Consider the following 20,025-nt stretch of genomic DNA (forward strand, 5'->3'; position numbering starts at 1 on the left):
GTTCAGCTCGCCGTCAAGACGGCCTTTACCGCCGCCACCGAGCGCTCCACATCCGCCTCCGTCATCGCCGTGAACATCGGCAACGACACGATCAAACGCCCGACCTTTTCCGCCACCGGGAACATGCCTTCCTTGAAACCCTGCGCCCGATACAGGCTCAGCAGGTGGATCGGCGGGTAGTGATAGCCAATGCCAACACCGTGGGCCTGCATCCGCTCCATAAATGTAGTGCGGGCGGGCAAACCGTCCTGGCGTTCCGGCAGCACGAGTTGGAACAGGTGCCAGTTGCTGTTTTCGAAGTCGGCCGGCGGCAGTTGCGCCCCGTACTTTTCTTCGAAGTCACTGCCAAAACAGTTGAAGTAGTGACGCGCAAGATTCTGGCGATGGGCAGTGATCTGCTCGATATGAGCGAATTGTCCCTGCCCAATGGCGGCGGCAATGTCAGTCATATTGAACTTGCCGCCCAGCACATCCACATCCAGACCGTCGAAGCCGGTACGGGTCACGCCCTGCAGGCGGTACTTTTCGGCCAGCCGCGCCTCATCGGCATTGTTCAGCACCAGGCAGCCGCCCTCGGAGCAGGTGATGTTCTTGTTTGCCTGGAAACTGAACGACACGAAATCCCCAGTGGCGCCGATGCGCTCGCCGTCCCAGGTGGAGCCCAGCGCCTGGGCGGCATCTTCGACGATACGCAGGTTGTACTTATTGGCCAGTGCATAGAGCATCGGCATGTCCAGCGGCAAGCCGGCCAGATAGACAGGAATGATTGCCTTGGTGCGTGGCGTGATCGCGGCTTCCACTTGGGCCAGGTCGATATTACGGGTAACAGGGTCGATATCGGCGAATACCGGTGTGGCGCCGACTTCCAGAATGACGTTGGCGGTGGCTACCCAAGAGATCGGTGTGGTGATGACTTCATCGCCCGGCCCGATGCCCGCGATGCGCAAGGCAATCTCCATGGTGCAGGTGCCTGAGTTGAACGTGCGCACCGGACGGCCGCCAAAATATTCCGAAAGTTGCGCCTCGAACGCCTGCACCTTCGGCCCGCTGGTGATCCAGCCCGAGCGCAATACGTCGCCTACTGCCGAAATGGTGGCTTCATCGATGGTGGGTTTGGAAAACGGCAGGAAAGGCTGTTGGCTCATGACGATGACGGCATCCGTTCTGATTGGCGATGGTGGTGAGGCGTGTGCGCACCGGCATGGTTGCACGGTTCGACTGAATATAGCCTGTCGCCTGTGAATGAATCGTCGCCTTCCGGGCAAAAAAATGCCGCTTCAAAAGCGGCATTTTTCAGCGAGAAGCTATCACTCAGTGACAGCGTTTTTCGCGAGGATGGCGTTGGCCAACTCCATGTCCGTGGCTTGCAAGCCTGGGTTGTCGGCGCGGACTTTCTGCATTGCGGCCTCCAGGTAAGGGCCACGGATACCACCGTCGCTGGCCACGAAGCTGCCGGCGTCGTCTTGAGCGGCGACCACCAGTTTGTGGTCTTTGAATGTCAGGTAGGTCGAGCCGGTGGTGGCACCGGAGGAGATGACATTGCGCCAGAAACTGTCGGCCATGGCTGAACCGACAGGAAGGGAAAGCACAGCGAGGGTTGCGACAGCATATTTAAGACGCATGATGGGTGACTCCGGGTGGGTGATCTGTACGTTTGGATCGTGGTTAGCCCAATCGAGTTCCGTCATTGACTAAACAGTTTCAACCTTCAACACCACGCCTTCCTGGGCAATCACGCGTACTTGAGCGCCTACCGGGCAGTCGGGGCCGCTGACCATCCACACACCGTCGCCGACCTTCACCTTACCTCTTCCATCCACAATCGCCTGGTGCACCACGAATGTGCGGCCGATCAACTCTGAGCCGCGTTCATTCAGCCCCGGTTGGTCACTGACCTTGGCGCTGCTGCGCTGACGTTTCCACCAGTACACCGCCGTCAATATCGACAGCACGGCAAACAACAGCAGTTGCCATTCCAGCGCGAGGGGCGGAACCAGAAACTTGATCACGCCCACCGCTGCCGCTGCGATACCCATCCATAGCAGGTAACCACCGGCGCCGAAGACCTCAAGAATCAACAGCACTGTGCCCAAGGCCAGCCAATCCCAAAACGACAGGTGCAGCAGGAAATCCCACATGGCGATGGCCTCAGCCCTTCTTGTTATCGAACGTTGCCTTGACGATCTCGCCGATGCCACCGACCGCACCGATCACCTGGCTGGCTTCAAGCGGCATCAGGATGACCTTGCTGTTGTTGGCCGAGGCCAGCTTGCCCAGGGCGTCGATATACTTTTGCGCGACGAAGTAGTTGACCGCCTGCACGTTGCCCGAGGCGATGGCTTCCGACACCACTTGGGTCGCCCGTGCTTCAGCCTCGGCCTGGCGTTCGCGGGCTTCGGATTCGAGGAACGCCGCTTGCCGGCTACCTTCGGCCTCCAGAATCTGGGCCTGCTTTTTGCCCTCTGCGGTGAGGATCGCCGAGGCCCGCAGCCCTTCAGCTTCAAGGATTTGCGCACGTTTGATCCGCTCGGCTTTCATCTGGCCGGACATGGCCGCCATCAGGTCGGCCGGGGGGCTGATGTCTTTGATTTCGATACGTGTGATCTTGATGCCCCAGGGCGCGGTGGCTTCGTCCACGGTTTTCAGCAGTTTTTCATTGATGCCATCGCGCTGGCTCAGCATGGCATCCAGTTCCATCGAGCCGAGTACGGTTCGGATATTGGTTTGCAGCAGATTCCGAATGGCGTGTTCGAGGTTGTTGACCTCGTAGGCAGCCTGAGCGGTATTGACCACCTGGAAGAAACACACGGCATCGATCTGCACGGTGGCGTTATCGGCAGTGATGACTTCTTGCGGCGGGATATCCAGCACGCTTTCCATTACGTTGATCTTGCGACCGATACGGTCCATGACCGGGATGATGATATTCAGGCCTGGCTTGAGGGTGTTGGTATAGCGGCCAAAGCGCTCGACCGTCCATTGGTAACCCTGGGGCACGACTTTGAAGCCCATGAACAGAATGGCGATGGCCAATCCTACAAAGAGCAGCAGTACGGTTCCGATTTGCATGACGATTCCCTATCTGATGATGTCAGTGACGCAACGTTTGCTGATTGTAATGGTGTTGTCTGCGATAAGAACGATCTGCCCGCGCCGTAATCTAGGGATTTGTTACTGAATCTGAGGGGGTGACCCGCAGCACTTCAGCCAAGGTGGTCTGCCCCGTCCTGACCTTCTGCATGCCCGCCATGCGCAAGCTGCACATCCCGTGCGCCATCGCCGCCTGACGCAGGGCTTGAACATCGGCGCCCGGGGTAATCAGCGCTTTGAGCGACTCGTCCAATATCATAATTTCGTAAACACCGGCTCTTCCCCGGTAACCGCTGTGACGGCACTCCGCACACCCCACCGCTTCATGGCCGTCATCGCCCATACGCTTGCAATAAGGACATAGCACCCGTACCAAGCGCTGCGCCATCACCCCCAACAAGGTAGCCTTGATCAAATAATGAGCAATACCCAGTTCCTGAAGCCGACTGATGGCGCTGGGCGCGTCGTTGGTGTGCAGGGTGGACAGCACGAGATGCCCGGTCAGCGCGGCCTGGATAGCCATTTCTGCGGTTTCCTGGTCGCGAATCTCGCCGATCATGATGATGTCCGGGTCCTGGCGCAGTAGAGCGCGGATGCCGCTGGCAAAGGTCAGGTCGATATTGTGTTGCACCTGCATCTGATTGAACGCCGGCTCGACCATCTCGATCGGGTCTTCCACGGTGCACAGATTGACCTCACGGGTCGCGAGCTGTTTGAGCGTGGTGTAGAGCGTGCTGGTTTTGCCTGAGCCGGTAGGCCCGGTGACCAGGATGATGCCGTTGGTCTGGCGCGTCATGGCATTCCAGCGGTGCCGGTCGTCATCCGACAAACCCAACTGGTCAAAACTCTTGAGCAGGACCTGAGGGTCGAAAATCCGCATCACCAGTTTTTCGCCGAAGGCCGTGGGTAGGGTCGACAGGCGCAACTCGATTTCAGTACCCGCCGGGCTTTTGGTCTTCACCCGACCGTCCTGGGGTTTACGTTTCTCCGCCACGTTCATGCGGCCCAGGCTCTTGAGGCGGCTGACCACAGCCACCGTAACCTGGGATGGGAATTGATAGACATCGTGCAGCAGTCCGTCAATGCGAAAGCGCACGCGACCCTGATCCCGGCAGGGTTCGATATGGATATCACTGGCCCGCTGGGCAAAGGCGTACTGCAGCAGCCAATCGACGATATGGACAATGTGTGCATCGTTAGCGTCCGGCTCCTGATCGCTGCCCCCAAGGTTGAGCAGGTCCGGATGGCCTGGCGCGGTGACCTTCTGCTCAGCACCGTTGACCGATTGTGCCAGTCGATAGAATTCGCCGATGCAGCGTTGAATATCCTGCGGGTTGGCCACCACGCGCGTGATCGAACGCTTGAGCACCTGCGCCAGGCCGGCCTCCCAGCAGGTCACATAGGGCTGCGCACTGGCAACGGTGACGGTTTGCGCGTCCACCGCCACCGCGAGGATGCCGTGGCGTTGGGCGAACGCATGGGACATCAGCGGCACCACCGTCGCGACGTCGATCTTCAGCGGGTCGATGCGTAGATAGACTTGCCCGGCCTGCTCGGCAAGCCACTGAGTGAGGCGTTCCAGGCATGGCCCCAGCTCCGCGATGCGCTCCAGTGGGTGGCGGGTCGTTTCGGCTGGCAGCGCCGATAAGCGGTGCGCGATGTCGGGCGTAATCAGCCCATATTCCACCAAGGGTGGCAGCAACGGGTGCAGCTCCAAACGACGATCAGCAGGCATGAAGAGGTTTCCGGATGGCCTTGGATGTTTTCCCAGGCTAGTCAGCCTCCGACATTCTCCACGTCAACCTGTGTTGCAGGTTTTTACCTGGCGACCGCCATCTGGACGCCGGCCCCCAGTGCATCGGGCGTCCACACGTCCAGAGAACATACGCTGATCAGGTTTCGAATCTTTTCGCCGATCACCTGGGCCCGATGCCAGCTCAGACCATCGAGCACAATTTGGATATTCAGTACGTCTACGTCTCGACTCACCGAGACCTGCCGAGGCGTAAGAAATTGCAGGGCGAAATAGTTGAGCACGCGGCACAGCACATCGGGCTCGGCTTCGGCGACGATCTGGTAGTGGGCCTGACAGTGGGCGGTGTTGACGGCCCATGCATCGACGCGGGTGACAGGCGGAGTGGTTTCGACGGCGTGCATGCTGACTCTCCAAATTGAGTGGAGGAATTTTTACATCCAACCTCGGAGATTTCTTATCTAATATTGGCGTAAATACGGACATAAAAACGTATTCAATCCAATAGACGGTCCAAAGAAGGTATTTTTATGCACAGTGATTTGGACGCCTACGATCGCCGCATCCTGGCCTTGCTTCAAGAAGATGCGTCGCTGTCCAGCGCGCAGATCGCCGAGCAGGTCGGCCTGTCCCAGTCGCCCTGTTGGCGCAGGATTCAACGGCTCAAGGAGGAAGGGGTGATACGCGGCCAGGTGACATTGCTGGATCGCAAGAAAATCGGCCTTAACACGCAGATATTCGCCGAGGTCAAACTCAACGCTCACGGCCGTTCCAACTTCACCGAGTTCACCGAGGCGATTCGCGGGTTTCCGGAAGTGCTGGAGTGTTACGTGCTGATGGGGGCAGTGGATTTCCTGCTGCGCATCGTGACGTCGGACATCGAGGCGTACGAACGGTTTTTCTTCGAGAAGCTGTCGATGGTGCCGGGGATTCAGGAGGTCAATTCGATTGTGGCGCTGTCTGAAATCAAGTCGACCACCAGCCTGCCAGTATTGCGCTGACCGGGTGGACCTTATCGGGGGCGAGCCCCCTCCCACACTTGGAATGCATTTCAAATGTGGGAGGGCTGGCGGCCGATTGCAATGTTACAGACGCAGCAGGGTCTTCCACGCACGGTTCTGATACACCGCAATCGCCTGGTGCATCCGCGCATCCAGCGACTCATCGGTGATCGGCTGGTTGGCCAGTAGCGCCAACTTGTTCAGCTCGCCGTAGAGACGATCCAGTTCCGGAATGTCCAGCACATGGCGGGCGTGGTGTAGCCAGGCCTGGATGCGTTCGATACGTGGCAGTTGCTCGGCCAAGTCTTCCGGCTGCTGCTGGTAGCGTGGCAGTTGCAAGGCGACGGCGTCGTCGGCCAGCAGGCGCGGCAACCAGTTGGCGATTTGCGCGGCGCCCTGGCGGTTGCCACGTACGTTGCGGTCGGCTGTCCAGGTGCGGGCCATCAGCCAGCGCGACGTGTTGAGTGAGAACAGGCCCCAGCGTACGTCTTCCAATTCTTCGGCGAATTGTTCCGGTGCGGCTTTACGGATGTCTTCATCATCGTCACCGGCCTGCACCAGTGGGCGCCAGTCTTCCAGCAGCGCGTCCAGCGCAGTGCGCAGTTCGCTAGTGGACTGACGGGGAGCTGCCTGGCCGAGGCTGCCGACCAGAGCGCGCAGTTCGCCGAGGTTATCGACCCAGTCCTGCAGCAGGCGCCAGTGGCCGTTGAAACGGTATTGTTCAGCCAGGCGCTGGCTGCTGCCGAGCAGGTGCCACATCAGGGCGGCGAAAGCATCGTCCAGCGGCATTTCGGCGTGTAGCTGTGGCGCCGGCAGGCTCAGGGAGTAACTGCTGGCGTCATACAGGCGGTAGCCGCGCTCGGCCTTGCTGATATCGCATGGCATCAGCGCCAGGGTGGCGGCCAGTTCGGCGGCCAGTTCCAGCAGGGCGGCCGGCTCGCCTTCGCGCAGTTCCAGTTCCAGCTCGCAGATTTCTTCTTTCTGTTTGCCGGCCACTACATGGCCCAGGTCCAGAGCGGCTTCGATCACTACCTTGGCCTTGCCGCGGCCCCAGGCGATTTCGGCGCGTTCACGCACGAAGTCGGTGGTAAAAATCGGCTTGAGGGTTTTTTTGTCCAGTTCGGCCAGTTGCTCGGGCCAGCACTCGCCGTCGAGTTTCTTCACGTCGAGCTTGGCTTTGGGCAAGTCCCAGTTGTACTCGTTGCGTTCCGACAAGCCGGCGACGCTCTGGCCACGGGTCTTGAGGGTTTGAATGATGTCGTCACCGTCCTTGCGCAGGCGCAGGGCAACCTTGGCCTGGGCCAGGTCGCGCTCGGGGGTGTCGAAATACTGGTTCATCAACTCACGGCGTTCCCAGCCACTTTTGTTGCGTTTTTTCAGTAACGGGTGCTCACGCAGCGCGGCGAGTGTTTCGCGGCTGACGCGGAGCTTGATTTCGGTTTCTTTCTGCATGGCCGGAAAATCCAGGATCGGGAGCGCAGCCGGGGAAAAGAGTGGCTGCCAAGGTCGTGCAGTGTACAGGACTGAGCCCGGCAACGCGCCGCAACGGTTTATTGTGTCGTGCAGATGCCTCTATAGTGAGGTTCATCCGGGAAGTGGGGAGACTGTATATGCCGTTGCCGTCCATGAAAGAGCAGTTCGCCGCGTTGATTGCCGCGCCGTCGGTCAGTTGCACCCAGGCGTCCCTGGACCAGACCAACCGCCCGGTGATCGACCTGCTTGCCGGCTGGCTGGGTGACCTGGGGTTCAGCATCGACATCCAGACCGTCAGCCCAGGCAAATTCAATCTGCTCGCCAGTTTCGGCAGCGGCCCTGGCGGCCTGGTGCTGGCCGGGCATAGCGACACCGTGCCCTATGACCCCGCGTTGTGGAAAACCGACCCGCTGAAACTGACGGAAATCGACGGTCGCTGGGTAGGATTGGGCAGTTGCGACATGAAAGGCTTTTTCGCCTTGATAATCGAGGCAGTGTTGCCGCTGCTGGATCAACCGTTCAAGCAGCCCTTGCTGATCCTCGCTACCTGCGATGAAGAAAGCTCCATGTCCGGCGCCCGTGCGCTGGCCGAGGCCGGTCGCCCACTGGGCCGCGCGGCGGTGATTGGCGAGCCGACGGGCCTCAAACCGATCCGCCTGCATAAAGGCGTGATGATGGAGCGCATCGACATTCTCGGTCGCAGCGGCCATTCGTCGGACCCCAGCCTCGGCCATAGCGCCCTTGAAGCTATGCACGATGCCATCGGTGAACTGCGCGGCCTGCGCCTGGCCTGGCAGCGCGAGTACCGCAATCCGCAATTCAGCGTGCCGCAACCGACCCTGAACTTCGGCTGCATCCACGGCGGCGACAACCCCAACCGCATCTGTGGCCAATGCTCCCTGGAGTTCGATTTGCGCCCCCTGCCCGGCATGGACCCTCAAGTGTTGCGCGATGCCATTCGGCAGAAGCTCCAACCGTTGGCCGAGCGCCATCAAGTCAAGATCGACTACGCGCCGCTGTTCCCGGCGGTGCCGCCATTCGAGCAGCCGGAAGACGCCGAGCTGGTGCGGGTTGCGGAACGTTTGACCGGTCATCGTGCCGAAGCAGTAGCGTTCGGCACCGAAGCGCCTTATCTTCAGCGCCTTGGTTGTGAAACCCTGGTGCTCGGCCCTGGCGATATCGCCTGTGCGCACCAGCCGGGCGAATACCTCGAAATGTCACGCCTGACGCCTACAGTGCGTCTATTGCGGGATTTGATCGAACATTACTGCCTGAAACCCGCATAAATTAACCCCTGCCTGTTCGTACATAGAAGGAGAGTGAGCGTGTCGCCAAGCCTGTTCCGACGATAACCATCAGCCCGCCGTGCGCTTTCACGATTCATCCTTTTTTGGCTGCTTTTTATTACAGGCCCAGGTGTTATGCCCGAATACGTCAATTGGCTTCGTCATGCTTCCCCTTACATCAATGCCCACCGCGACTGCACCTTTGTGGTCATGTTGCCGGGCGATGGTGTGGACCATCCCAACTTCGGCAATATCGTCCACGACCTGGTGCTGCTCCACAGTCTGGGCGTGCGCCTGGTGCTGGTGCACGGTTCGCGTCCACAGATCGAAGCGCGCCTTGAAGCGCGCGGCCTCACCCCGGCTTACCACGAAGGCATGCGCATCACCGATGCCGCTACCCTGGAGTGCGTGATCGATGCGGTCGGCCATCTGCGTATCGCCATCGAAGCGCGCCTGTCGATGGACATGGCCTCATCGCCCATGCAGGGCTCGCGCCTGCGGGTGGCCAGCGGCAATCTGGTAACTGCACGCCCCATCGGCGTACTCGAAGGCGTGGACTACCACCACACCGGCGAAGTGCGCCGGGTCGACCGCAAGGGCATCAATCGCCTGTTGGACGAGCGCTCTATCGTCTTGCTGTCGCCCCTGGGTTACTCGCCCACCGGAGAGATTTTCAACCTGGCCTGCGAAGATGTCGCTACTCGCGCCGCGATCGACTTGGGAGCCGATAAATTGCTGCTGTTCGGTGCCGATCTCGGCCTGATCGATGAACATGGGCGTTTGGTGCGCGAGTTGCGTCCGCAGCAAGTGCCGGCGCATTTGCAGCGCCTGGGCAGCAGCAACTACCAAGCCGAATTGCTCGACGCAGCGGCCCAGGCTTGCCGGGGCGGGGTAGGGCGCAGCCATATCGTCAGCTATGCCGAAGACGGCGCGCTGCTCACCGAACTGTTCACCCGCGACGGTGGCGGTACGTTGGTGGCTCAGGAGCAATTCGAGTTGGTGCGCGAGGCGGCGATTGAGGACGTCGGTGGCCTGCTCGACCTGATCAGCCCGTTGGAAGAGCAGGGCATTTTGGTGCGCCGCTCGCGGGAAGTGCTGGAGCGCGAAATCGAGCAGTTCAGCGTGGTCGAACGCGAAGGCATGATCATCGCCTGCGCGGCGCTGTACCAGATCGCCGATTCGGATGCCGGTGAACTCGCGTGCTTGGCGGTGAACCCCGAATACCGCCACGGCGGGCGCGGCGATGAGCTGCTTGAGCGCATCGAAACCCGCGCCAGGGCTCAGGGCTTGAAAACGTTGTTCGTCCTCACCACCCGCACTGCCCATTGGTTCCGGGAGCGTGGGTTTGTGCCAAGCAGCGTGGACCGTCTGCCGTCCGCGCGCGCCTCGCTGTACAACTACCAGCGCAATTCGAAGATTTTCGAAAAAGCCCTCTAAGCGCCGCGTAAGACTGTAGGTGCGAGTCAGCTCGCGCCTACTTTTTTGTGGGCTTTTTCAGAACTTGCCGAGCGCTTGGGGTGCGACAACGTGACAGTCGTAAAGCGCCACAAACCCTTCAGAAAGCTTGATTTTGACCGATACCGTAAGCGCTGTACGGCGTAGATTGCGTGGCGAAGACGCTGCCCTGGCCCTTCGGTTGCTACGACACTGTAATCAAAAGAAGCTGTTGCGATACAAAAACTGTAACAAATTGACGGGAGGATATGCGTTTAGCCATCATGGCGTCGCCTTTTTGATCGTGAGTGACGTATGCAGCATTACGTCTACTTTTTACTGATCTAAATAGCGCCAAAAAAAATACTTTTTAGGAATTACCATCCAGATAGGTTCGTCTACTCTGACCTACCCGATCTACGCAATGGCTTATTCCAAAACAGTATGAAAAAGAATGAAACAATTCTTTTTGGGTGTATGAAAAACTCATTACCCTGCAGGGACCAAATCAACAGCGGTTAGACGAAAGTAGTAGACACACTAGGTTACGATTGACTTGGTAGTCACTATCTGGCGCTAATCGCGCATCTGTGGATCGAGGGCGTCAGACCCGAGACCAAAGAACTACAAAAATTAGAAACGAGAGGAGCGGTACATGAAGAAGTCCACCTTGGCATTGGCTGTAGCCCTGGGCGCAATCGCTCAGCAAGCAGGCGCTGCTGGTTTCATTGAAGATAGCAAGGCAAGTGTCAGCTCGCGCACTCTGTATTTCGATAACGATCAACGTGACGGCGGCAGTGATCAGCGCGAAACAGCCACCGGCTTGAAGTTCAACTACCTGTCTGGCTTCACTCAAGGCGTGGTTGGTTTTGGTATTGATGCTCAGGCATTGGTCGGTTTCCACTTAGATGGCGGCAAAGGCCATCACCCGAACAGCAACACCTTCGTGCCAAGTGACACCGACGGTTCTGCGGTGAGCAGCTGGAGCAGCGCAAGTGCCAACGTCAAGGCCCGCTTCTCCAAGACCGAAGCGCATCTGGGTGGGGCTTTGGCACCGAACCTGCCGATCCTGATTGCGAGCGACGGTCGTCTGCTGCCGCAAACCTTTGAAGGCGGCACTGTTACCTCCAAAGAAATCGACAATGTGACCTTTAACGCCGGTCAACTTGAGCACGCTACTGGCCGTGCGTCGAGCAACAGCACCGGGCTGGCCGTTAACGGCGGCACCCAGGAAAGCAACAAGTTCATGTTTGGCGGTGCCGACTGGAAGGTCACCAAAGACCTGACGCTGCAGTACTACTACGCCAACCTGGAAGACTACTACAAGCAGCACTTCCTGGGCCTGGTCCACGTATACCCGATCAGTGAAGGTCAATCGTTCAAGACCGATCTGCGTTACTTCGACAGCAGCTCCGACGGCAAGAACGGCGACGTTGGCTACCGTTTCAACAACAACGGCGGCTACGCGAAGAACACTGGCGAGGTTGATAACAAAACCTGGAGCGCCATGTTCACCTACTCCCTGGGTGGCAACGCCTTCATGGTCGGCCACCAGCGCGTCAGCGATGACGGCGGTTTCGTCTGGCTGAACCAGGGCAGTGTCGTGGATGGTCGCGGTCGTAACGAAGGTGCTGGCGGTTCGAGCTTCTACCTGTTCACCGACAGCATGATCAACTCGTTCGTCCGTGCGGGTGAAAACACGACTTTCGGTCAATACTCGTATGACTTCGCCGCACTGGGTGTTCCAGGCCTGAAAACCTCGATTGCCTACCTGCATGGCGACAACATCAAAGCCGTGGGCGGTGGTGGTGATCAGTCCGAGTGGGAACGCGATATGCGTATCGACTACACCATCCAACAAGGTGTGCTCAAAGGCTTTGGTACCACTCTGCGTCACGGTGCTTACCGTGGTAGCGGCACCGGCATCCAAGACCAGGATCAGACTCGCCTGATCTTCAACTACACCTACAGCTTCTTGTAAGGTTGTATGGAAGAAACCTCGCATATTGCGAGGTTTCTTCGTTTACTCAAGTCGGGCTCACCCCCGTAAGCCCTTCCTGAACCCCTCTTTGTGCAGCGTCTCAAGGCCTTCTCGAACCTTGAAATTGATGATGCACCGCCTCCGTTTCGCCGTCCAATGAACGATTTTTAATATTCTTTTATCGTCTAGATAAATCGATATTTATTCTTTTTAAAATAGCCACAACCCATGCACAGTGGGCTCCATAAGCACTCATCAGGAGCCACACCATGAGCCTCAGACTGGGCGATATCGCCCCCGACTTCGAACAGGATTCCAGCGCCGGCAAAATTCGTTTCCACGAGTGGTTGGGCGATAGCTGGGGAGTGTTGTTTTCCCACCCGGCCGACTTCACGCCGGTATGCACCACCGAGCTGGGCTTCACCGCCAAGCTCAAAGACGAATTCGCCCAGCGCGGCGTCAAAGCCATCGCGCTGTCGGTTGACCCAGTGGACTCGCACCACAAGTGGATCGAAGACATCAACGAAACCCAGAACACCACCGTCAACTTCCCAATCCTGGCCGATGCCGATCGCAAGGTCTCTGATCTCTACGACCTGATCCACCCCAATGCCAGCGACACCCTCACCGTGCGATCGTTGTTCGTAATTGACCCAAACAAAAAGATTCGCCTGACCATCACCTACCCGGCCAGCACCGGGCGCAACTTCCATGAAATCCTGCGGGTGATCGACTCGCTGCAATTGACCGATAACCACAAGGTCGCCACGCCCGCCAACTGGCAAGACGGGGATGAAGTGGTGATCGTGCCGTCGCTCAAGGACGAGGACGAGATCAAGAAACGCTTTCCAAAGGGCTATCGCGCAGTGAAGCCGTACCTGCGGCTGACCCCGCAGCCCAATCGTTGACGCTATCGCCTCGGGGGCAAGCCCTCCTCTCGCAGACGATGTACCGCATCTGTAACTGAATCAAAGCAGGGGTTTTCAGGCCGTTTCCACGGCCTTTTTTTTCGCCTGGCGATTGATAAAGTGCATATGTTTTTAAGGAATAAACAAATGAAAAAATAAGATTTATAGATATATGAATCAGCTGATAAGGTCTGTTCCATCTTGGCGCCATCGCCACTTCAGCGAACCGCCGGCACTTGCTCAAGGAATTCCTGCATGTTGGTCGTAACACTCGGAGGCAGTCCCAGCCAGCGTTCCCGCTCCGGGGTCTTGCTGGAAAAAACCCGTCAGTGGTTGCAACACAAAGGCGTGGAAGTAGTGAGTTACCAGGTACGGGACTTCCCGGCCGAAGACTTGCTGCACGCTCGGTTCGACAGCCCAAAGGTCATCGACCTGCTGGAGCAGGTCGCCAACGCCGACGGCCTGGTGATCGCCACGCCGGTTTACAAGGCTTCGTTCTCAGGCGCGTTGAAAACCGTGCTCGATCTGCTGCCTGAGCGGGCCTTGGCTCATAAGGTGGTGCTGCCAATGGCTACCGGCGGCAGCATCGCGCACATGCTGGCGGTGGATTACGCGTTGAAGCCAGTGCTGTCGGCGCTCAAGGCGCAGGAGTTGCTCCACGGCATTTTTGCCGAAGACAGCCAGATCGCCTATGGCGAAGGCAGCGCCCAGGCGCAGCTGGTGCCGGTGCTGGAGCAGCGGTTGTACGAGGCGCTGGAGACGCTCTACGGCGCCATGGCCCGTCGCCCGAAACCCCTTGATCCGCATGTATTGAATGAACGTTTGTTGAGTGCTCGCTGGAGCATTTAAGCCGTACCTGAAACCTGAAACCTGGAAACACTCACCTTACTCAGCCGCCAACGGCCAAGCAGGTGCAGCCAAAACCCCTCATCGCATTTTTGGAGAGAGCGCCATGCGCACTGTCATCTTGCGTCGTGGTCTGGTCGCACTGTTTGCTGCGGCTGTGTCCTTCGGCGCCATTGTTCAAGCTCACGCCGCCGAGACCCTGCGGATCGGTTATCAGAAATACGGCACCTTGGTCCTGCTCAAGGCCAAGGGCACCCTGGAAAAACGTCTGGCCGCCCAAGGCGTGCAGGTGCAGTGGACCGAGTTTCCTGGCGGCCCGCAGTTGCTTGAAGGTCTGAACGTCGGCTCCATCGACTTCGGCGTGACCGGCGAAACCCCGCCGGTCTTCGCCCAGGCGGCCGGTGCCGATCTGCTCTACGTGGCCTACGAGCCACCGGCACCGACCAGCGAAGCGATCCTGGTGCCCAAAGACTCACCGATCAAATCGGTGGCCGAGCTCAAGGGCAAGAAAATCGTGCTCAACAAAGGCTCCAACGTGCATTACCTGCTGGTGCGCGCCTTGGAGGACGCCGGCCTGAAATACAGCGATGTGCAGACCGTATTCCTGCCGCCTGCCGATGCCCGTGCGGCGTTCGAGCGGGGCAGTGTGGATGCGTGGGTGATCTGGGACCCCTACCAGGCCGCCGCCGAGCAACAACTGCAAGCACGTACCCTGCGTGACGGTACTGGCATCGCCGACAACCATCAGTTCTACCTGGCAACCAAACCCTACGCCGAACAGCACCCCGACGTGATCACCGCGTTGGTGGAAGAGGTGCGTGCCGTGGGCGAGTGGTCCAAAGCCAACCCGCAGGAAGTCACCGACCAAGTCGCGCCGCTGCTCGGCCTGCCGGCTGACATCACCCTCACCTCGGTAAAACGCCAGGGCTACGGCGCGCTGTTCCTGACCCCGCAAGTGGTGGCCGCTCAACAGAAAATCGCCGACAGCTTTTACCAACTCAAATTGATCCCCAAGCCCTTGAGCATCAAGGACGTGATCTGGACGCCTCCGGCCGCTGTTGCTAAAGCGCCGTAATCCGACTTCTTCAGGAGACAACTCCATGAGCCTCAATATTTTCTGGTTCCTGCCTACCCACGGCGACGGTCATTACCTTGGCACTGCCGAAGGCGCTCGCGCCGTGGACCACGGTTACCTGCAACAAGTCGCCCAGGCTGCCGATCGCCTGGGCTTCGGCGGGGTGCTGATCCCCACCGGGCGTTCCTGCGAAGACTCGTGGCTGGTGGCCGCTTCTCTGATCCCGGTGACCCAACGTCTCAAGTTCCTGGTCGCACTGCGCCCGGGGATCATTTCCCCGACGGTGGCCGCGCGCCAGGCCGCGACCCTGGATCGTTTGTCCGGCGGGCGGGCGTTGTTCAATCTGGTGACCGGTGGCGACCCCGAAGAACTGGCCGGTGATGGCCTGTTTCTAAGCCACGAAGAGCGCTACCAGGCCTCGGTGGAGTTCACCCGTATCTGGCGCCGCGTACTTGAAGGCGAAACCGTGGATTACGACGGCCAACACATCAGCGTCAAAGGCGCCAAATTGCTCTACCCGCCGATCCAGCAGCCACGGCCGCCGCTGTACTTCGGTGGCTCCTCCGAAGCGGCCCAGGACCTGGCGGCCGAACAGGTGGAAATGGTGCTGACCTGGGGCGAACCACCGGCCGCCGTGGCCGAGAAAATCGAACAAGTGCGGGCCAAGGCCGCCAAGCTCGGGCGCACTGTACGCTTCGGCATTCGTCTGCATGTGATCGTGCGCGAAACCAATGACGAAGCCTGGAAAGCTGCCGACAAACTGATCTCCCACTTGGACGACGACACCATCGCCCGCGCCCAAGCCTCACTGGCGCGCTTCGATTCGGTGGGCCAGCAACGCATGGCCGCCTTGCACGGCGGCAACCGCGACAACCTCGAAGTCAGCCCCAACCTGTGGGCTGGCGTCGGCCTGGTTCGCGGCGGGGCGGGTACAGCGTTGGTAGGCGACGGCGCAACCGTGGCCGAGCGCGTAAAAGAATACGCAGCGCTGGGCATCGACACCTTTATTTTCTCCGGTTATCCGCACCTGGAAGAGTCGTACCGCGTGGCCGAATTGCTGTTTCCGCACCTGGATGTCGAGCGTCCAGAACTGCCGAAAAGCGCCGGATACGTGAGCCCGTTCGGCGAAATGGTCGCCAACGATATTCTTCCCAAAGCGGCGTCACAGAGCTGAGGCGGCGCGATGAACCTTGCAAAAGTGAGCCATCGCGTGGCGCCTTGGGTGCTGCCGCTGCTGTTGCTGGCGGTGTGGCAGGTGTCGGTGTCGGCGGGGTGGTTGTCGACGCGCATCCTGCCGGCGCCGAGCGCGGTGATCGAGGCCGGGGTTAACCTGGTGCGCAGCGGTGAAATCTGGACGCACCTGGCCATCAGCGGCTGGCGCGCGGGCCTGGGTTTTGTGATCGGCGGCGCTATCGGCCTCGCTCTGGGCTTTATCACCGGGCTGTCGACATGGGGCGAGCGCCTGCTCGACAGCTCGGTGCAGATGATTCGCAACGTGCCGCACCTGGCGCTGATCCCGCTGGTAATCCTGTGGTTCGGCATTGACGAAACGGCGAAGATTTTCCTGGTGGCCCTCGGCACGCTGTTCCCGATCTACCTGAATACCTACCACGGCATTCGCAACGTCGACCCGGCGCTGGTGGAGATGTCGCGCAGTTACGGGTTGTCCGGGTTCAGCCTGTTCTGGCAGGTGATCCTGCCGGGCGCGTTGCCGTCGATCCTGGTGGGCGTGCGCTTTGCGCTGGGCTTTATGTGGTTGACGCTGATCGTGGCGGAAACCATTTCGGCCAGTTCCGGTATTGGTTACCTGGCGATGAATGCCCGCGAATTCCTGCAAACCGACGTGGTGGTGCTGGCGATCGTGATGTACGCGATCTTCGGCAAACTGGCGGACCTGGCCGCGCGCGGTCTGGAGCGGGTGTGGCTGCGTTGGCATCCGGCGTACCAAACGCATAAAGGAGGTGCGGCATGACCGCTCAACAACCTCCACGCCTGCTCAAGGGGATTCCCCTGGCGGTGCGTAAGTTGCGCAAAGCCTTCGGCACGCGGGAAGTGCTCAAGGGCATCGATCTGCACATTCCGGCGGGGCAATTCGTCGCCGTGGTGGGGCGCAGCGGTTGCGGCAAAAGTACCTTGCTGCGCCTGCTGGCCGGGTTGGACGACGCCAGCGGCGGAGAGCTGCTAGCCGGTTCCGCACCCCTGAGCGCGGCCCGTGAAGACACGCGATTGATGTTCCAGGAAGCGCGTCTGCTGCCGTGGAAAAAGATCATCGACAACGTGGGCCTGGGCCTCAAAGGCGACTGGCGTGCCAAAGCACTGCAAGCCTTGGACGCGGTGGGGCTGGCCGAGCGCGCCAATGAATGGCCGGCGGCCTTGTCCGGTGGCCAGAAGCAACGCGTGGCGTTGGCTCGCGCGCTGATCCACCAACCGCGCCTACTGTTGCTCGATGAGCCGCTGGGCGCGCTGGATGCCCTGACCCGCATCGAGATGCAGCAACTGATCGAAAACCTTTGGCAGCAGCATGGCTTTACCGTGCTGCTGGTGACCCATGACGTCAACGAAGCCGTGGCGATTGCCGACCGGGTGATCCTGATCGAAGACGGTGAAATCGGTCTGGACCTGATCGTTGACCTGCCCCGCCCACGGGCCCGTGGCTCCCACCGCCTGGCCGCGCTGGAAGCCGAGGTACTCAACCGCGTGCTGTCACTACCCGGTACACCGCCCGACCCCGAACCTGTTTCACCGCTGCCGACGCAATTGCGTTGGGCGCAATAACTCACCTATCCCCATGAAGAGAGAACGACATGACTATTAAAGCCATCAACGTGCGTAACCAGTTCAAAGGCACCATCAAGGAAATCGTGGTCGGTGACGTGTTGTCGGAAATTGACGTGCAGACCGCCTCCGGCATCGTCACCTCAGTGATCACCACTCGCTCGGTCAAAGAGCTGGAGCTGGTCATTGGCAGTGAAGTGATTGCCTTTGTGAAATCAACCGAGGTGTCGATCGCCAAGTTGTGAACTGGCTTGAGGTCGTCATCGGGGGCAAGCCCCCTCCTACCTTTTGAAAGTATTCACAAGTCAAAGTGTGGGAGGGGGCTTGAACTGGTCAAGTATTCTTGGACACCATTTAAGGTTCATGCCGCCAGTCTCTCCCTGACGACCGGCGACCGGTAATCGTTGTAACTGTGGGGCCTGGTGATGTTGTAGCGCGAGACATAACGCTGCACGTCTGCTCGGGCCTCATGTTCTGATGCGTAACCCGTCTCGGGCACCCACTCTGATTTCAAACTTCCAAAGAAACGCTCCATCGGAGCGTTATCCCAGCATTCACCTTTACGGCTCATGCTTTGCCGCAGGCCATGCGCCAGCAGCTCATTCCTGAACTTATGACTGGTGTACTGACAGCCTTGGTCTGAATGAAACAGCACCTCTTTAGGACGACCTCTGAGCTCAACCGCCATCCGCAAAGCCTCGCAGGTCAGCGTGGCATCGGAAATCATCGAAAACGACCAGCCCACGATCCGACGGGCGAACAAATCCAGAATCGCAGCGAAATACAGCCACCGCTTGCCGACCTTGATGTACGTCACGTCGCCACACCACACCTGATTGACCGCCGTGACATCAAACTCACGCTTGAGCACGTGCGGTGCCACCAAAGCTTCTACGCCGGACGATTTGTACTTATGGCGTCGGCGCTGGCGGCTGGCGATCCCCGCTTCGCGCATCAAACTGCGAGCCAAGTACCGGCCGATGCGATGCCCTTTCTCTTGCAGCTCCTTCGCCAAAGTCCTCGCTCCCGCAGAAGCTCGCGATGCCTTGTGATGCTTGACCAGCGCGGCTTTAAGCTGCTCTCGCTGAGGGTTAGCCTTACCTTGGCGCTGACGCCAAGCGTAAAAGCTGCTGCGGTTGACGCCGAACGCCCGGCAACACCGATTAACGCCGTACTGCTCGTCCAGCTCATCGATCAGCGTGAATGATCTTTGGCGTCCAAAAGCAGGAGAGCACTGGCCTTTTTTAGGATTTCGATGTCCAGGTCTTTCTCCCTGAGCAGGGCTTTGAGCCTCTGAATTTCTCGCTGGTCGGCGGTAATCGCCTTGGCGCCTACCGGCGTCGAGCCCAAACGCTCTTTGCGTACCTGATCAACCCAACGACGCAAGGCGGTAGGGCCTATATCCAAACTGGCACACACCTCGGTAACCGGCTGGCCTTCGTCCAGCACCATGCTGGCAGCCTTGAGCTTGAACTCACTCGAATAAGATTTACGCATATCCAAACACCTCAGATTTGGGCGCCATCATAGCGCCCGATTGAAGTGTCCAAAATCATTAGGCCAGTTCAGCTTGCCCCCGATGGGATCGCCCCAGTCAACGCAAGGCTCAACGCTTGGGCAGGTAAGCCGGTAGATACAGCCCCACATACGCATCGAACACCCGCATGCCTTCCTCGGCCATGCGCGGCGTGATCAGCCCATGCTGATGCACCGAGCGCGCGTACACGCGGTCGCTCAGCTCCAGCGCCAGGGCGAACACATCCACATCGCTGGGCAGTGTCGGCACCTCGAAGTGGTGGTTGAAAACCTTGAACATCAGGTCGCCCAGTTCCAGATCATGTTGGCGGTCGGCCTGGGTTACTTCGGTGAGGCCATGCTGCGCCAGGATCAATTGGCGCGCGGCGGCATCCTGGTCGTAGATGGTGAGCATGCGTTGCTCGACGATGCAGGACAGATCGCGCCATTGCTTGAGGGGTTCATGATCGATGGGCGCCTGAATCGCCGCACGAAAGGCCCCATGCACATCGGCGGTCAACGCCTCCAGCAGCGCCGGCACGCTGGCGAAGAAGTGATAAACCGACGACGGTGGAATCTGCGCGCGTTCTGCCACGCTGTAGATCGACAGACTTGCCACGCCTTCGGCGGCCAGCAGGGTGCGGGCGGCATCGAGAATCGCATCGATCCGCGCCTGGCTGCGGGCGCGGGGTTTGCGAGGGGCGGCGGGGCGGGTGGTCATGGAAGTCTCCTACAAGGCAGCGGGCATTGTATGAGCAGGAATCTGTGTTGTCTGCCAGGCAGCTATCGGGGGCAACCCACTCCCACATTTTTGATCTGTGAATACATACCAAGTGTGGGAGGGGGCTTGCCCCCGATAAGACCGACCCGGTCTCTCAGAACAGCCCC

General features: G+C 59.4%; 21 protein-coding genes. 11 read left to right on the forward strand and 10 right to left on the reverse strand.

Translation table 11 applies throughout. From position 1 onward, the window contains the following. Positions 1–2: 2 nt before the first annotated feature. From K1567_RS17360 to K1567_RS17385, 6 genes are all read right to left on the reverse strand, one after another. Positions 3–1,145 carry a DegT/DnrJ/EryC1/StrS aminotransferase family protein gene (locus K1567_RS17360; RefSeq protein ID WP_220698679.1) on the reverse strand — a complete coding sequence of 381 codons (1,143 nt, stop codon included), beginning with the start codon at positions 1,143–1,145 and terminating at the stop codon, positions 3–5. 162 nt (positions 1,146–1,307) lie between these two features. Next, on the reverse strand, positions 1,308–1,622 hold the full coding sequence (locus K1567_RS17365) for a DUF2388 domain-containing protein (RefSeq protein WP_003176799.1): 315 nt from the start codon (positions 1,620–1,622) through the stop codon (positions 1,308–1,310). A gap of 69 nt (positions 1,623–1,691) precedes the next feature. Beyond that, positions 1,692–2,138: an NfeD family protein gene (locus K1567_RS17370; RefSeq protein ID WP_034101373.1), complete on the reverse strand. Its 447-nt coding sequence runs from the start codon at positions 2,136–2,138 to the stop codon at positions 1,692–1,694. Between the two features lie 10 nt (positions 2,139–2,148). After that, a complete protein-coding gene (locus tag K1567_RS17375; protein WP_010207363.1) occupies positions 2,149–3,069 on the reverse strand; it encodes an SPFH domain-containing protein in 921 nt (306 codons plus the stop codon). Between the two features lie 91 nt (positions 3,070–3,160). Then, positions 3,161–4,825 (reverse strand): GspE/PulE family protein, encoded by a 1,665-nt coding sequence (locus K1567_RS17380; protein ID WP_169867614.1) that lies wholly within the window; start codon positions 4,823–4,825, stop codon positions 3,161–3,163. A gap of 83 nt (positions 4,826–4,908) precedes the next feature. Next, positions 4,909–5,247, reverse strand: a complete 339-nt coding sequence (locus K1567_RS17385) for a hypothetical protein (RefSeq protein WP_034101371.1) — start codon at positions 5,245–5,247, stop codon at positions 4,909–4,911. A gap of 126 nt (positions 5,248–5,373) precedes the next feature. On the opposite strand from K1567_RS17385, the gene K1567_RS17390 reads away from it, so the two are divergent. Further along, the gene (locus K1567_RS17390; RefSeq protein ID WP_169867613.1) at positions 5,374–5,844 is read left to right on the forward strand and encodes an Lrp/AsnC family transcriptional regulator; all 471 of its coding nucleotides are present in this window, start codon (positions 5,374–5,376) and stop codon (positions 5,842–5,844) included. 84 nt (positions 5,845–5,928) lie between these two features. Here the strand turns inward: K1567_RS17390 and K1567_RS17395 are convergent, their stop codons facing one another. Then, on the reverse strand, positions 5,929–7,296 hold the full coding sequence (locus K1567_RS17395; protein ID WP_034101370.1) for an inorganic triphosphatase: 1,368 nt from the start codon (positions 7,294–7,296) through the stop codon (positions 5,929–5,931). Between the two features lie 158 nt (positions 7,297–7,454). Between K1567_RS17395 and argE the strand changes: the two genes are divergently transcribed. The 10 genes from argE to K1567_RS17445 all read left to right on the forward strand — a co-directional run bounded on the left by argE (position 7,455) and on the right by K1567_RS17445 (position 17,867). After that, positions 7,455–8,603 carry an acetylornithine deacetylase gene (gene argE, locus K1567_RS17400; protein ID WP_034101369.1) on the forward strand — a complete coding sequence of 383 codons (1,149 nt, stop codon included), beginning with the start codon at positions 7,455–7,457 and terminating at the stop codon, positions 8,601–8,603. Positions 8,604–8,738: 135 nt separating this feature from the next. Next, the gene (gene argA / locus K1567_RS17405) at positions 8,739–10,040 is read left to right on the forward strand and encodes an amino-acid N-acetyltransferase (protein ID WP_034101368.1); all 1,302 of its coding nucleotides are present in this window, start codon (positions 8,739–8,741) and stop codon (positions 10,038–10,040) included. Between the two features lie 652 nt (positions 10,041–10,692). Further along, the gene (locus K1567_RS17410) at positions 10,693–12,018 is read left to right on the forward strand and encodes an OprD family outer membrane porin (RefSeq protein ID WP_034115411.1); all 1,326 of its coding nucleotides are present in this window, start codon (positions 10,693–10,695) and stop codon (positions 12,016–12,018) included. A gap of 269 nt (positions 12,019–12,287) precedes the next feature. Beyond that, positions 12,288–12,926, forward strand: coding sequence for a peroxiredoxin (locus K1567_RS17415; RefSeq protein WP_034115410.1), 639 nt, complete (start codon positions 12,288–12,290; stop codon positions 12,924–12,926). 255 nt (positions 12,927–13,181) lie between these two features. Next, on the forward strand, positions 13,182–13,775 hold the full coding sequence (gene ssuE, locus K1567_RS17420; RefSeq protein ID WP_034101365.1) for an NADPH-dependent FMN reductase: 594 nt from the start codon (positions 13,182–13,184) through the stop codon (positions 13,773–13,775). A 103-nt stretch (positions 13,776–13,878) separates the two neighbouring features. Then, complete coding sequence (locus K1567_RS17425; protein ID WP_034101364.1) at positions 13,879–14,847, forward strand: sulfonate ABC transporter substrate-binding protein; 969 nt, start codon at positions 13,879–13,881, stop codon at positions 14,845–14,847. Positions 14,848–14,872: 25 nt separating this feature from the next. Next, entirely contained in the window at positions 14,873–16,021 is a 1,149-nt protein-coding gene (gene ssuD, locus K1567_RS17430) for an FMNH2-dependent alkanesulfonate monooxygenase (protein ID WP_034101363.1), read from the forward strand. 9 nt (positions 16,022–16,030) lie between these two features. Next, positions 16,031–16,819 carry an aliphatic sulfonate ABC transporter permease SsuC gene (gene ssuC, locus K1567_RS17435; protein WP_220698680.1) on the forward strand — a complete coding sequence of 263 codons (789 nt, stop codon included), beginning with the start codon at positions 16,031–16,033 and terminating at the stop codon, positions 16,817–16,819. Then, positions 16,816–17,622 carry an aliphatic sulfonates ABC transporter ATP-binding protein gene (ssuB, locus tag K1567_RS17440; protein ID WP_034101361.1) on the forward strand — a complete coding sequence of 269 codons (807 nt, stop codon included), beginning with the start codon at positions 16,816–16,818 and terminating at the stop codon, positions 17,620–17,622. Before ssuC ends, ssuB begins: the two co-directional genes overlap by 4 nt. Positions 17,623–17,651: 29 nt before the next feature. Then, the gene (locus K1567_RS17445) at positions 17,652–17,867 is read left to right on the forward strand and encodes a molybdopterin-binding protein (RefSeq protein WP_003176783.1); all 216 of its coding nucleotides are present in this window, start codon (positions 17,652–17,654) and stop codon (positions 17,865–17,867) included. Between the two features lie 116 nt (positions 17,868–17,983). On the opposite strand, the gene K1567_RS17450 is transcribed toward K1567_RS17445, so the two are convergent. The 3 genes from K1567_RS17450 to K1567_RS17455 all read right to left on the reverse strand — a co-directional run bounded on the left by K1567_RS17450 (position 17,984) and on the right by K1567_RS17455 (position 19,858). After that, a complete protein-coding gene (locus tag K1567_RS17450; protein ID WP_405046002.1) occupies positions 17,984–18,820 on the reverse strand; it encodes an IS3 family transposase in 837 nt (278 codons plus the stop codon). Further along, a complete protein-coding gene (locus K1567_RS28040) occupies positions 18,817–19,119 on the reverse strand; it encodes a transposase (protein WP_040267329.1) in 303 nt (100 codons plus the stop codon). The genes K1567_RS17450 and K1567_RS28040 overlap by 4 nt, the downstream gene beginning before the upstream one ends. 109 nt (positions 19,120–19,228) lie before the next feature. After that, positions 19,229–19,858 (reverse strand): TetR/AcrR family transcriptional regulator, encoded by a 630-nt coding sequence (locus K1567_RS17455; RefSeq protein WP_034101360.1) that lies wholly within the window; start codon positions 19,856–19,858, stop codon positions 19,229–19,231. Between the last annotated feature and the right edge of the window lie 167 nt (positions 19,859–20,025).

The sequence above is a fragment of the Pseudomonas sp. S5F11 genome (genome assembly GCF_019641515.1).
GTDB classification, from domain to species: domain Bacteria; phylum Pseudomonadota; class Gammaproteobacteria; order Pseudomonadales; family Pseudomonadaceae; genus Aquipseudomonas; species Aquipseudomonas rhodesiae.